Annotated in this window: 12 protein-coding genes; 7 read left to right on the top strand and 5 right to left on the bottom strand. The window is 66.1% G+C overall.

Features of this window, described 5'->3' with window-relative positions; all coding sequences use genetic code 11:
• Positions 1 to 1,221 carry an NADH:ubiquinone reductase (Na(+)-transporting) subunit F gene (gene nqrF / locus AC2FNJ_RS08600; protein WP_496763812.1) on the top strand — a complete coding sequence of 407 codons (1,221 nt, stop codon included), beginning with the start codon at positions 1 to 3 and terminating at the stop codon, positions 1,219 to 1,221.
• 45 nt (positions 1,222 to 1,266) lie between these two features.
• On the opposite strand, the gene tviB is transcribed toward nqrF, so the two are convergent.
• Positions 1,267 to 2,550 carry a Vi polysaccharide biosynthesis UDP-N-acetylglucosamine C-6 dehydrogenase TviB gene (tviB, locus tag AC2FNJ_RS08595; RefSeq protein ID WP_496763811.1) on the bottom strand — a complete coding sequence of 428 codons (1,284 nt, stop codon included), beginning with the start codon at positions 2,548 to 2,550 and terminating at the stop codon, positions 1,267 to 1,269.
• Positions 2,551 to 2,565: 15 nt separating this feature from the next.
• A complete protein-coding gene (locus AC2FNJ_RS08590) occupies positions 2,566 to 3,579 on the bottom strand; it encodes an NAD-dependent epimerase/dehydratase family protein (RefSeq protein ID WP_496763810.1) in 1,014 nt (337 codons plus the stop codon).
• A gap of 237 nt (positions 3,580 to 3,816) precedes the next feature.
• Between AC2FNJ_RS08590 and AC2FNJ_RS08585 the strand changes: the two genes are divergently transcribed.
• The 5 genes from AC2FNJ_RS08585 to AC2FNJ_RS08565 are packed head-to-tail and all read left to right on the top strand — an operon-like array spanning position 3,817 to position 7,729.
• Entirely contained in the window at positions 3,817 to 3,972 is a 156-nt protein-coding gene (locus tag AC2FNJ_RS08585) for a DUF5993 family protein (protein ID WP_496763809.1), read from the top strand.
• 10 nt (positions 3,973 to 3,982) lie between these two features.
• The gene (locus AC2FNJ_RS08580) at positions 3,983 to 4,567 is read left to right on the top strand and encodes a disulfide bond formation protein B (protein ID WP_496763808.1); all 585 of its coding nucleotides are present in this window, start codon (positions 3,983 to 3,985) and stop codon (positions 4,565 to 4,567) included.
• A gap of 23 nt (positions 4,568 to 4,590) precedes the next feature.
• Positions 4,591 to 4,959, top strand: coding sequence for a DUF3302 domain-containing protein (locus AC2FNJ_RS08575; RefSeq protein WP_496763807.1), 369 nt, complete (start codon positions 4,591 to 4,593; stop codon positions 4,957 to 4,959).
• A 21-nt stretch (positions 4,960 to 4,980) separates the two neighbouring features.
• On the top strand, positions 4,981 to 6,126 hold the full coding sequence (locus AC2FNJ_RS08570) for an HlyD family secretion protein (protein WP_496763806.1): 1,146 nt from the start codon (positions 4,981 to 4,983) through the stop codon (positions 6,124 to 6,126).
• A 25-nt stretch (positions 6,127 to 6,151) separates the two neighbouring features.
• A complete protein-coding gene (locus AC2FNJ_RS08565; RefSeq protein WP_496763805.1) occupies positions 6,152 to 7,729 on the top strand; it encodes an efflux transporter outer membrane subunit in 1,578 nt (525 codons plus the stop codon).
• Positions 7,730 to 7,833: 104 nt separating this feature from the next.
• On the opposite strand, the gene AC2FNJ_RS08560 is transcribed toward AC2FNJ_RS08565, so the two are convergent.
• The 3 genes from AC2FNJ_RS08560 to mprF form a co-directional block, all read right to left on the bottom strand.
• Positions 7,834 to 9,021, bottom strand: a complete 1,188-nt coding sequence (locus tag AC2FNJ_RS08560; protein WP_496763804.1) for a patatin-like phospholipase family protein — start codon at positions 9,019 to 9,021, stop codon at positions 7,834 to 7,836.
• Positions 9,022 to 9,133: 112 nt separating this feature from the next.
• Positions 9,134 to 9,454: a YidH family protein gene (locus tag AC2FNJ_RS08555; protein ID WP_496763803.1), complete on the bottom strand. Its 321-nt coding sequence runs from the start codon at positions 9,452 to 9,454 to the stop codon at positions 9,134 to 9,136.
• Positions 9,455 to 9,464: 10 nt separating this feature from the next.
• The gene (mprF, locus tag AC2FNJ_RS08550; RefSeq protein WP_496763802.1) at positions 9,465 to 12,074 is read right to left on the bottom strand and encodes a bifunctional lysylphosphatidylglycerol flippase/synthetase MprF; all 2,610 of its coding nucleotides are present in this window, start codon (positions 12,072 to 12,074) and stop codon (positions 9,465 to 9,467) included.
• Positions 12,075 to 12,532: 458 nt separating this feature from the next.
• Between mprF and AC2FNJ_RS08545 the strand changes: the two genes are divergently transcribed.
• The coding region (locus AC2FNJ_RS08545) for a hypothetical protein (RefSeq protein ID WP_496763801.1) at positions 12,533 to 12,732 on the top strand (200 nt) is incomplete at its 3' end.

Genomic DNA, 12,732 nt, shown 5'->3' with positions numbered 1-12,732 from the left:
ATGGAAACTTTCTCGCTCGGCGTCGTCCTTTTTACCCTGATCGTTCTGGCGCTGGTGGCCGTCATCATGGTGGCGCGCTCGCGGCTGGTCTCGACCGGCAATGTCAACATCACCATCAACGGGGAAAAGACGATCTCGGTCCCCGCCGGCGGCAAGCTGCTGCAGACGCTAGCGGAGCAGAAGCTGTTCGTCCCCTCGGCCTGCGGCGGCGGCGGCACCTGTGCGCAGTGCCGGGTGCGGATTCATTCCGGCGGCGGGTCGATCCTGCCGACCGAGGAAAGCCACATCACCAAGCGCGAGGCCGCCTGCGGCGACCGCCTGTCATGCCAGGTGGCGGTCAAGCAGGACATGGACATCGAGGTTCCCGAAGAGGTCTTCGGCGTCAAGAAATGGGAATGCACGGTGCGCTCGAACGACAACGTGGCGACCTTCATCAAGGAGCTGGTGCTGGAACTGCCCGAGGGCGAGGACGTGAATTTCCGCGCCGGCGGCTACATCCAGATCGCCGCGCCGGAGCACCAACTGACCTATACCGATTTCGACGTGCAGGACGAATATCGCGAGGATTGGGACAAGTTCAATCTGTGGCAGTACAAGTCGGTGGTGTCCGAGCCGATCGAGCGCGCCTATTCGATGGCGAACTATCCCGAGGAAAAGGGCATCATCATGCTCAACGTCCGGATCGCCTCGCCGCCGCCGGGCGCGGACGGGATCCCGCCGGGGCAGATGTCGTCCTACATCTTCAACCTGAAGCCGGGCGACAAGGTCACGATCTCGGGCCCGTTCGGCGAGTTCTTCGCCCGCGACACCGACAAGGAGATGGTGTTCATCGGCGGCGGCGCCGGCATGGCGCCGATGCGCAGCCACATCTTCGACCAGCTCAAGCGCCTGAAGACCAAGCGCAAGATCACCTTCTGGTATGGCGCGCGGTCGCGGCGCGAGATGTTCTATGTCGAGGATTTCGACATGCTGGCGGCCGAGAACGAGAATTTCGAATGGCACGTGGCCCTGTCCGACCCGCAGCCGGGCGACGACTGGAGCGGCTATACCGGGTTTATCCACAACGTGCTGTTCGAGGAATATCTCAAGAACCACCGCGCACCCGAGGATTGCGAATATTACATGTGCGGGCCGCCGATCATGAACCAGTCGGTCATCAAGATGCTGCTGGATCTTGGAGTGGACCGCGAGGACATCATGCTGGACGATTTCGGCGGGTAGAAAGGGAACCGGCGCGGGCTGCGCCGGTTCTTGCGTTCCGGGGGGTCAGAGGCGCAGGTCGCTGGCCGCGCGCGGCAGGCAGGATTTCACGTCGAACAGCACCGAGACCGGCTTGCCCAGGCCGCGGATTCGGGCGGGGTCGAGGCGGGTGAATTCCCGGTGCGGCACGGCAAGAACGATGCCGTCATAGGTGCCGGGGCGGGGCCGGTCCGTCAGTTCGATCCCGAATTCCCGCCTGGCGGCCTCGGGGCTGGCATGCGGGTCGTGCACATCGACCGCGATGCCGTAGCTGGCGAGTTCGGTCACGATGTCGATCACCCGCGTGTTGCGCAGGTCTGGGCAGTTTTCCTTGAAGGTCAGGCCCATCACCAGCACCCGCGCGGCGCCCACGTCGATCCCCTTGCGGGTCATGGCCTTGACCAGCTGCGCGACGACATAGGTGCCCATGCCGTCGTTCAGCCGCCGCCCGGCGAGGATGATCTGGGGATGATAGCCGTATTCCTCGGCCTTGTGGGTCAGGTAATAGGGATCGACCCCGATGCAGTGGCCGCCGACCAGACCGGGACGGAACGGCAGGAAGTTCCACTTGGTGCCCGCCGCCTCCAGCACGGCGCGGGTGTCGAGCCCCATGCGGCCGAAGATGATCGCCAGTTCGTTGACCAGCGCGATGTTGAGGTCGCGCTGGGTGTTCTCGATCACCTTGGCGGCTTCGGCGACGCGGATGCTTTCGGCCTTGTGGGTGCCCGCGGTGACGATCCGGGCATAGAGCGCATCGACCAGATCGGCCACGTCGGGCGTCGAGCCCGAGGTGACTTTGCAGATGTCCTGCAGGCGGTGGGTCCGGTCGCCGGGATTGATCCGCTCGGGGCTGTAGCCGACGAAGAAATCCGTGTTGAAGCGCAGGCCCGAGACCCGTTCGAGCACCGGCACGCAGTCCTCTTCGGTGGCGCCGGGATAGACGGTGGATTCGTAGATCACCAGGTCGCCGGGTTTCAGAACCCGGCCCACGGTTTCCGAGGCGCGGATCAGCGGACCCAGATCGGGGCGCTTGTTGGCGGTGATCGGGGTGGGCACGGTGACGATGTAGGTGTTGCAGCCGGCGATTTCGGCCGGGTCCGCGGAGAACCGCAGATGCGCGGCCTCGGCCAGCTCGTCCGGCGTCACCTCCTGCGTCGAATCCCGGCCCGCGCCCAGTTCGGCGATCCGGTCGGGATTGATGTCGAACCCGACCACCGGCCAGACCCGCGCAAAGGCCACGGCCAGCGGAAGCCCGACATAGCCCAGGCCGATGACCGCGATGGTGCGGGTCTCAAGCTCGGATACGGTCATGCTGCCCTCGCTGCCTCATTTGCCGTGATAGTCGCGGAACCAGGCGACGAAACGGGCGATGCCGTCCCGCACGTCGGTCTGCGGCCGGTAGCCGGTCAGGCGCTGCAGCAGCCTTGTATCGGCCCAGGTCGCCGGCACGTCGCCCTTTTGCATCGGCATGTAGTTGCGGATCGCCTTCTTGCCGAGCGCCGCTTCGATGGCTTCGACGAAGTCCATCAGCCGCACCTTGTCGGCATTGCCGATGTTGACGATCCGGTAGGGCGCGACGGGAGACAGGCTGTCGCCGTCTTCGATGTCTTCGGGTTTTTCGGGCCGGGCGGGGGCCGCATCGATCAGCAGGCGGATGCCGCGCACCAGATCCTCGACATAGGTGAAGTCGCGATACATCTCGCCGTGGTTGTAGATGTCGATCGGGCGGTCGTCGAGGATGGCATCGACGAATTTGTAGAGCGCCAGATCGGGCCGGCCCCAGGGGCCGTAGACGGTGAAGAACCGGAACATGGTGGTGGGGATGTTCCAGAGATGGGCATAGGAATGGCCCATCGCCTCGTTCGCCTTCTTGGTGGCGGCGTAGATCGTCAGCTGCGTGTCGGCCTTGTCCACCTCGGCAAAGGGCATGTCCTCGTTCGCGCCGTAGACCGAGGAGGTCGAGGCCATCAGCAGGTGATCGACCGCGTGCTGGCGCGCGACCTCCATGACGTTGAAGGTGCCGACCACGTTCGAGTCGACGTAGCTGCGCGGGTGTTCGAGGCTGTAGCGCACCCCCGCCTGCGCCGCGAGGTGCACGATCACGTCGGGCTGGAACGTGTCGGCCACCTGCATCAGCCGCTCGTGGTTTTCCAGCAGATCCTCGGTGGCGGTGAAATTCGGCGTCTGAAGCAGCATCTGGTGGCGGCGGCGCTTGAGGGCGACGTCGTAATAGTCGGTCATCCCGTCATAGCCATGCACCCGGAACCCTTCGTCCAGAAGCAGCCGGCTCAGGTGAAAACCGATGAACCCGGCGGTTCCGGTGACAAGAACTTTTCTCATGGCATCCCTCGCTGCATCGCCGACCACTACTGGGCCATTTCCGGGCATGGGGTCAATGACTGAGTGCGGGCGGGCACCCTGGCCTGCCGGGACCGTTCCCGTGACGCCGGATTCCGGTCGCGGCGGCGAAAATCCGGGTTTTTCGAATGTCGGGGCGGGCGTACTTGCCAGCTTGGGGTTGCGCTGCCACTATGGCCGGGACCGGGCCGGTTTTCGCCGGGAAAAGGAGTCCGCGCCATGATCGCGCTGCTGTTTGCGCTTTTGACGATTTGCATGATTCTGGCGTTTGTCGACCTGCGGCGAGTCTCCTATGCGGTCTTTGCCGTCACCCTTCTGCTCAGCATCTATTGGTTGAAGTACCACGCAACCACTCAGCTGACGATTCAACTTTGAGGGCGCCCGCATGACCCTGACCGCCGAAACGTCCCGCACGCTGAACGCGATCGGGATGCTGCTCGTCTGCCTCGTCCTGATCCTGGCCTATGCCTATCAGTTCACCCTGGACGAGCTGCCCTGTCCGCTGTGCCTGCTGCAGCGCGTCGGCCTGGTGGCGGTCGGATTCGGGCTGGGGCTGAACCTGCTCTACGGGCCGCGCCCGCACCATTACGCGCTGGTCCTGATCGCGGCGGTCTATGGCGGCAGTGTCTCGATCCGCCAGATCCTGCTGCATATCGTGCCCGGCACCGGCCACTATGGCTCGCCGGTGCTGGGGCTGCACTATTACACGTGGGCGGGCATCAGCTTTTTTCTGATCATCGTCGGCACGTCGATCATGTTGCTGTCGGAAAACCAGTACAGACGCCCGGCGGGCGCGGATACCGAGCCGCGTTTCGGGGGCAACCAACTGGCGAAGGTCGCGTTCTTCGTGATGCTGGCGCTGGCGGTCGGAAATGCCGTTTCGACCCTGTTGGAATGCGGCCCGACGGTCTGTGCCGATCCGCCGACGGATTACAAGCTGTTGCAGGGATCGCAGGGCGACGGTTCCTGACAACGCCGAAAGGGAGGAAGATCATGGGACTTTTGGGACAGCCGCTGGGGTATTACGACTACCTGACCTTCGTGGCGCTGATCCTGCTGCTGCTGGCGGTCATGGCGTTGGTTCTGTTTCTCATGGGGCTGCCCGGGCGCATCGCCATCAGCCGCAACCACCCCCATGCCGAGGCGGTCAAGATCATGGGCTGGATGGGTTTTCTGGCGGTGGTGCCCTGGGTGCATGCGTTCATCTGGGCCTTCCACGAAGGCGTGACGGTGGACATCCGCCGCAATCCCGATCAGGAACGCGATGCGATCCGCAAGGAGATCGAGCGGCTGGGTGGCAAGGTGCGGCCGGAATACCAGGAACGTCCGGCCGATCCGGCCGACGACGCGTCCAAGGCCTAAGCGGGGAAGAGCGGAACGCAGATGCTGGTCGCCGTCGGGATCACCCTCTTTTACATCATTCTGGTCTGGTTCGTCTTCTTCAAGGCGAAGTGGCTGAAGTTCAACATCGTCTGGGGCGTGGTGTCGTTCTGGGTCGGGGCGCATCTGCTGCTGATCTTTCTGGTGGCACTGCGGTTCTTTCAGCCGTTCACGGTGGATGCGCATGTGGTGCGCTCGACGATCCAGATCGTGCCCAAGCTGACCCAGCCGACCATCCTGTCCGAGGTTCTGGTGACGCCGAACCAGCCGGTCAAGAAGGGCGATCCGCTGTACCGCTTCGACGACACGATCTTTCGACTCCAGGTTGAGTCGGCCAAGGCGCAGCTGGTGGCGGCCGAGCAGAACGTGAAGATCCTGGCGCAGGATCTGGCCGCCGCCACGGAATCGGTCGAGCGGGCCACGGCGCAGCTGGGATATGCGGTCAACCAGCGGACGCGGTACGAGCGGCTGGTGCCCGCCGGCGGCGCGCGGCAGGAAGAGCTGGAACGCTGGGTCGAGCAGGTGGCCGAGGATGAGGCTCTGGTGCGGCAGGCCGAGGCCAACCAGAAGAAGGCGGAGCTGGCGCTGGAATCCAATATCGACGGCGTAAACACCGGCGTCGCGCAGGCCCGCGCGCAGCTGGCCCAGGCCGAGTATTTCCTGAAGAACACCACGATCCTTGCGCCCGAGGACGGCATGATCGTGTCGCAGCAGGCGCGTCCGGGGCTGGTCGTCGGCGACGTGCGGCTGGGCGCGATCGCCAGTTTCGTGACCCGCGAGAACCCGTATATCCTGGCCACCTACCGGCAGCAGAACCTCAAATTCGTCGAACCCGGCCAGCCGGTCGAGGTTGCGCTGGATCTCTATCCCGGCGAGATCCTGACCGGCGAGGTCGAGGCGATCTGGTGGGCCACGGCGCAGGGGCAGTATCTGCCGTCGGGGCGGTTGCCGAAATTCCTGGTGCCGAAGCTGCCGGGGCGGATCGCGGTGCAGATCAAGGTGGACATTCCCGACGGGCACGAGTTTCCCGCCGGCGGCCATGCGGCGGTGGCGATCTATACCGGGCAGGGCAAGAGTTTCGAGTTCCTTCGCCGGATCAACATCCGGCTGTACAGTTTCGCCAACTTCATCCGGCCGCTGGATATCTGATGGGACAGGCAACGATGGAATTGCAATGCTGAGGCGCAGGGTCACGGGGCCGCAGTGGCGGCGAATGGCCGGGGGGCTTTGCCTGGCCGGTCTGGTTGCGGCCTGTACGCCGGTGGGGCCGGATTTCGTGCGGCCGAACTCGCCGGTCATGCAGCAGTGGATCGAGGCCAACAGCCCCGCCGCCAGCCAGCAGAGCGGGCTGACCGCGCGCAGCGCGCCGGTGGTCAAATGGTGGGAGACCTTCAACGACCCGACGCTGAACCGGCTGGTGGCCGAAGCCTATGCCCAGAACCTGACGCTCCAGATCGCCGGGGCGCGGGTGCTGCAGGCCCGGGCGCAACTCGGCATCGCCTATGGCGAGCTGTATCCGCAGTCGCAGATCGTGGGCGCTTCGGCCACCCAGCGGCGGCTGAGCGAAAACCTCGGCCCGATCCAGGACATCGCGCGCATCATCCCGCTGGACACGGAATTCGCGACCTCGGAGGTCGGGTTCGACGCCCAGTGGGAGCTGGATGTCTGGGGCGCGCAGCGGCGCGGCACGCAATCGGCCCGGGCCAACCTGGCCGCGCAGGTCGCCAATTACGACGACGCGCTGGTGACGTTGACCGGCGACGTGGCGGCGATCTATGTCAACATCCGCGCCTTGCAGGAGGCGCTGGGCATTGCCCGCGAGAACATCGAGATCCAGCAGAAATCGGCGGATCTGGCCAAGCTGCGCTTTGACAACGGCGTGACCACGGAGCTGGACGTGCAGGAATCGGTGGCGCTGCTGAACAACACCAAGGCGCTGGTGCCGGGGCTGGAGAGCGATCTGCAGCAGGCCAAGAACGCGCTGGCCGTCCTGCTGGGCACCACGCCGTCGCGGATGACCGGGCTTTTGGGCAATTCCGGCCGCATTCCTTCGGCGCGGGCCAATGTGGCGGTCGGCGTGCCGGCCGAGCTGCTGCGCCGCCGCCCGGATATCCGCGCCGCCGAACTGGAGGCCGCGGCGCAATCGGCGCAGATCGGCATCGCGATGTCGGATCTGTATCCGCAATTCGTCCTGACCGGCTCGATCGGGTTGCAGGCCTCGTCCGGCAACACCCTGTTCAGTTCGGCCAGCAGCACCAACCTGGCCAGCGCGGGCGTGGTCTGGAACGTGCTGAATTACGGGCGCATCAAGAACAACGTTCGGGCGCAGGACGCGGCGTTTCAGGCGCTGGTCGCGAATTACCAGAACACGGTCCTGGTGGCCTATTCCGAGGTGGAAAACGCCATGGTCGCCTATAGCGAGGCGCGCAAGCAGGTGGCGTTCTATCAGCGCAGCGTCGAGGCCGCGCGGCGCGCCGCCGACATTGCGGTGGCGCAGTATGGCGACGGGGTCGCGGATTATTCGCGGGTGCTGAACACCCAGACCGCGCTGTTGCGCTCGGAGGCCGATCTGATCGACGCGCGCGCGCAGGTTTCGGAGAACCTGGTGGCGATCTACAAGGGGCTGGGCGGCGGCTGGCAGATCCGGCAGGGGCGCGAATTCCTGCCCGACACGGTGCTGGCGGAAATGGCCTATCGCACCGACTGGGGCGATCTGTTGCAGAAGACGCCGACGGGCATGAGTTTTCAGTGAGGCGAAGGCGGGCCGGGGCCGATTCCTCCTGTTCCCGGTGGGCGGCGGCGTGGCGCTGGGCGCGGTGACGCCGTTGATCCGCCGGGCGTCGGGCCGAGGCGGGGTCAGCCGCCGTCGCGGTAGTTGGGAAAGGCGGGGACCGCAGGCCGCCACTCCTGCGCGCGGCCCTTCCGGCGGCCGAGTTCGAAGGCGGCGGTCATGAAGCTCTGGTCGAAGGGTTTGCGGGTGGCCTTGGGGATGTAGCGGTCGATATAGGTCAGGCGGAAGGTCAGACCGCCGTCGCGCGCCAGCGTGGCGATCCGGTCCAGTTCCAGCGTCTTGTTGGCCTTGTCCTTGGCTGCCAGGCTCTTCTGCGCGACGCGGACCGACCGGTCCTCGACCTGGCCGAAGCGGGGCGCGATTTCGCCGTTGACGATGCCGTGGATGCGGGGGCGCGCGCCGGCGGGGAAACCGGACCAGTCCGGGTCTGCGAGAAAGCTGTCGGGAAAGAAATGGATGCCGCGGATCACGCCGCCATCCACATGCAGTTCCTGAAATCGGGTGCCGCCGGCGGACACGTCGATCAGGACCGGGGGAAAGACGCCGGGAATGCTGGCCGAGGCTTCGAGCACGTCGCCCAGAAGGGCGCGGGCGTCCGGTCGGCCCGAGGCGGCGATGGCGCCGGCATCCCAGACCACGCTGCGCCCGGAATCCAGATTGGTGGTGACGATCAACAGCCGCGCGCCCTGCCGGTGGCGCCGGGCGATGCGCTGCATCATCCGGTCGTCGAGGAATTCGTCGATCAGCCCGCGCAGTTCCTTGTTGGTGTAGAAACTGGTGCGGAAGACCCCCTGCAGCAGGGATCGCGACTTGTCGAGCCGGGTGGCGAGGCCGCCGGTGAAGATCCTTTGCAGATCGGCATCGGCCTCGGCGCCGACGAAGGCGAAGGGGGCGATCAGCGACCCGGCGCTGACGCCGGTCACGAGGTCGAAATCGGGGCGCGTGCCGGATTCGGTCCAGCCGACCAGGACGCCCGCGCCAAAGGCGCCGTCTTCGCCGCCGCCGGACAGGGCGAGGTATTCCGGGCGTCCGCCGCTGCCGCGCGGCAGATAGGCGCTGCGGTAGCGGGCCAGTTCGGCGGCGGGCGCGTCGGCGAAGAACCGGATCTCCGGGTATCCGTCGATCCGGGCGTCAAGCTGCTGGGCGAGGGTATAGGGCGTACGCTCGGGCGGGGCGCAGGCGGCCAGCAGCGCCAGCCCCAGGGCCGCGATGACGCGCTTGGGGAGTGTGCGGTGTATCCGGCGTTCCGGCATCTGCCCCTCCGTGCAGGTTTGGCGCCATATTCGCCGCGATGCCGGTCTTGCCGCAACGGTCGGGCGTTCGTTTGCCGGCCGGGTGTGGCCTGGCGTCCCGCGGGTGCGCCGGTCAGGAAACGTGCATGACGAAGGCGACCACCAGACCGGTCAACGCGACCACCAGAAGCAGCAACAGGGCGTCGGCCACCTGCGTGTCGTCCTCGGCCTCGTCCTCGGCGCTGATCTTGCGCTTGATGTGGCGCATCCGCAGATAGGCCAGAACCAGAACGATGCCCCCGGACGCCAGCATGACAACCTCGGACCAGGCCGCCGCCTTGCCGGTTCCCATGCGCGCGGCGATCAGGCCGAAACCGACGATGCTGATGGCGGTGCGGACCCAGGCCAGAAACGTGCGTTCATTGGCGGCGTGATCGCGGAATCGGTCGATCATGGCGGCCCTCCTACCTGGTCAGCCCGCGCAGCCCGCCCGAGATCAGGATGTTGATCTCGTAGAGCACCCGCGCCGCCGCCAGCCCGCCCGGGCTGGCGAGGTAGTTCGGCGTCCATTCCGGGTCGAATTTCTGCTTGAAGGTGCGCAGCCCCTCGAAGTGATAGAAATGTTCGCCATGCTCGTAGACCAGCCCGCCGATGCGGTTCCAGAGCGAGGCCAGCTGCCGGTTCTCGATCCCCGAAAACGGCGCGGCCCCGAGCGAGAACCAGTGGAATCCCTGCTGCGACCCCCAGAGCATCATCTCGGCGAACAGCGCATCCATGACAAAGCTCGGCGCGTCCGGCTCGTAGCGCATCAGATCGAGCGAGAGTTCGCTTTTGCCGCCGCCCTGAAACAGGTTGGCGAAGGCGACGATCTTGCCGCCTTCGCTCTCGCGCAGGATCGCGTGGTCGAAATAGGACAGATAGGCTTCGTCGAACGCGCCCAGGGCGAATCCCTTTTCCTGTCCCTGCTTGCGCGCGAGCCAGCGGTCCGAGATGCCGCGCAGCTCGGGCAGGATCGCCGGAACCTCGGCGCGGGGCACAACCTCGAACACATAGCCTTCGCGCTCGGCCCGGTTGCGGGCCTGGCGGAAGCGTTTCTTGGACGAGCCGTCGAGCGAGAACCCGGTCAGGTCCACCCGCGCCACCTCGCCGATCTTGAGGATCGACAGGCCGAGGTCCAGAAAGGTCGGCAGGTAGCGGGGCGAGACGCTGTAGAAGGCGCATTTCTTGCCTTCGAGATCGGCCTTTTCCCGAAGTTGCCAGATCAGCTGCCGCCCGGCCTCTTCGTCGCCCACCGGTTCGCCCTTGGAGATCAGCGACGCGCCGGTATCGGCATAGGCGAGAAACGCGGTTTCGTCCGGCGCGATCAGGAACAGCTTGTCGCCGGAGAGCGAGATCTGCGCCTCGGTATCCGGGCTTTCCAGGGCCAGCCGCTGCACCGCTTGGGGGATCTCGGCGGGCGGTTCGGCGCGGACCGGCCGGCTGAGGAAGGAATCGAAGGCCACCGCCGCCAGGATCACCGCCACGACGAGGCACGAGCGCAGGAACCGCGGCGCATCGCCCTGCCACGAGAAATCCCACCACAATGCGTTGCGGTACTCGACATGCGAATAGGCGTAGAGCCCGATCCAGAAGATCACCGCCAGCAGCGCCAGAATCCCGATCAGCCATGGCCCGTTCAGACGGAAGATCGAAGCGCCGGTGACACGGTAGAAGGCGCCGCGAAAGAGGCCCAGCAGGACGATGCTGAAGAGCATCCAGAACGCCTCTTCGAAATCCAGCCCCTTGTTGAGGGAGAGGACGAAGCCCAGCACCAGCAGGACCATCGCCACGACCCAGGCGCGATAGAGTTTGCGGTAGAGCCCGCGGGACACGAGGATCAGCAGCAGTCCGACGACGCTGCCCAATAGGTGCGACGCCTGGACGAAGGACAGCGGCAGCAGGTCGCGCAGCAGCCCGAGCCGGCCGGCCTCGGCGGGCAGGGTGCCGGAGATCATGAGGACGACGCCGGCCAGCATCGCCACCGCCGCGGCGGCCATGGGAATGATCGGGCGGGTGATCCGGTAGGCCCAGGTGATCACGCCCCGCACCGCCTCGCGCTGGGCGATGGCGCCGGCGATGGCGATGGTGGTGCAGGCCACCAGGAACGGCGTGAAGGTGTAGATCAACCGGTAGAGCAGAAGCGCCGCGATCACGTCCGGCCGGCCCGCCGCGCCCAGCCCGGCGATGATGGACGCCTCGAACACGCCGATGCCCCCCGGCGCGTGGCTGAGAATGCCCAGGGCGATGGCGGCGATGAAGACGGTGAAGAAATAGGGGAAGCTGGCGACCAGATCGTCGGGCATCAGCACCTTGAGCGTCATGGCCGCGCCCAGCAGGTCGCCCACCGCGGCCAGCGTCAGCAGCGCCGCCAGCCGGAAGCCGGGCAGGTCGAATCCGAAGCCCAGCAGGTCGAACCGCCGGGCGCCGCCGGTCAGCCAGGCAAACAGCAGCGCAAGGGCCATCAGGCAGCCGATTCCGAGCACCGTCTCGACCGCGTTGGTCAGCGGCAGGACGGTCGAAAGCCCCTTGGGATGCAGCGTCAGCAGGATGCCCAGAACCAGCAGGAGCCCCATCCAGAACGCCACCCAGGAGGTCGCGATGACTCCGGCGACGCGGCTGAGATCCAGCCCGAGCGAGGAATAGATGCGATACCGCACGGCGGTGCCGGTGACATAGGAGAAGCCGAGGAAATTCGAGATCGCATAACCGCTCGCGCCGGCGATCCCGGCCACGCGGGCCGGAACCTGCCCCTCGGCCACGCTGCGCACCGCGAGAATGTCGTAGAACGACAGGGACAGAAAGCTGAAGGCCGTCCAGCCGAGCGCCATCGCCAGCGTGCTCCATCGGCTTGCCGCCAGGTCCGCCCGCACATCCGCCCATTTCACATGCGCCGACAGATCGCGCAGCACGAAAAAGGCGATCGCCACGATCACCAGCGGCAACGCCAGCTTGATCAGCGGATTGGCCAGCAGGCGCGAGAGCCGCGCGGACAGGTCGATCGCCCGGGCGTCCTGGGTCTGTTCGGTGCTGCTCACGGTCTAGCCCCGGCCCGGCCCGGCCGGGAATCCGGACCCTGTGCGGTCCGGCACCGGACAGTTCGGTTCGCCGGCCCTTGCCCGGTCTTCGCCCTTGCGTCGCGCACCGCGCCGCCCTCCCTCTGATCGCCCGTCATTTCAACCGCCAGCCTGCGGTTGCGCAGCCATCCTTGCACAGTTGCCACGGGCTGCCTAGGCCGGCCGCGCCGCCGGAACCCGAACCGGTCGAGGGGGGGAGAGTCCCGGTTGGGCGATGCGAGTCGGGCGGAGAATCCGGGCCGCGGGACGGTCAAAACGACTCGGCTGGGGTGCCGTGGCCTTTGCGGCCTTGTGTCTGGAAAGCAAAGGCAATCAACATATGGTGGCCTGCGCGGCGCGTTGCCCCGCAGGCGGCGCCGGCCCCGGGCCGAACCGTCCGGGATGACGCCGGTCCGGCCCAAGGGGATGGTTTCAAGCCATTGAAAAAACACAAAAAACGTAGCCGCGTCAAAAATCTTTCGTTTTTTGACATTTTCTTGTTGCGGAGCATTTCCGTTCTGATTAGAACGCCCTTCACCGACGCGATGGAAGTTGGGTTGGGAGTGGCTTTTATGGCTGCGGGACGCGCTGGAGAGACGGCGGGCATCTTGAGTTTGGGTTGGGCGGGTGCGCTGAGGAT

Source organism: Ruegeria sp. BHSB196, assembly GCF_059613135.1.
This window is presented reverse-complemented; position numbering and strand designations above follow the sequence as displayed.

Coding starts and splice junctions, on each gene's coding strand:
- AC2FNJ_RS08585 (WP_496763809.1), top strand. CDS start 3,817: ATGATCGCGCTGCTGTTTGCGCTTTTGACGATTTGCATGATTCTGGCG.
- AC2FNJ_RS08555 (WP_496763803.1), bottom strand. CDS start 9,454: ATGATCGACCGATTCCGCGATCACGCCGCCAATGAACGCACGTTTCTG.
- AC2FNJ_RS08590 (WP_496763810.1), bottom strand. CDS start 3,579: ATGAGAAAAGTTCTTGTCACCGGAACCGCCGGGTTCATCGGTTTTCAC.
- AC2FNJ_RS08565 (WP_496763805.1), top strand. CDS start 6,152: ATGCTGAGGCGCAGGGTCACGGGGCCGCAGTGGCGGCGAATGGCCGGG.
- nqrF (WP_496763812.1), top strand. CDS start 1: ATGGAAACTTTCTCGCTCGGCGTCGTCCTTTTTACCCTGATCGTTCTG.
- tviB (WP_496763811.1), bottom strand. CDS start 2,550: ATGACCGTATCCGAGCTTGAGACCCGCACCATCGCGGTCATCGGCCTG.
- AC2FNJ_RS08560 (WP_496763804.1), bottom strand. CDS start 9,021: ATGCCGGAACGCCGGATACACCGCACACTCCCCAAGCGCGTCATCGCG.
- AC2FNJ_RS08580 (WP_496763808.1), top strand. CDS start 3,983: ATGACCCTGACCGCCGAAACGTCCCGCACGCTGAACGCGATCGGGATG.
- AC2FNJ_RS08570 (WP_496763806.1), top strand. CDS start 4,981: ATGCTGGTCGCCGTCGGGATCACCCTCTTTTACATCATTCTGGTCTGG.
- AC2FNJ_RS08575 (WP_496763807.1), top strand. CDS start 4,591: ATGGGACTTTTGGGACAGCCGCTGGGGTATTACGACTACCTGACCTTC.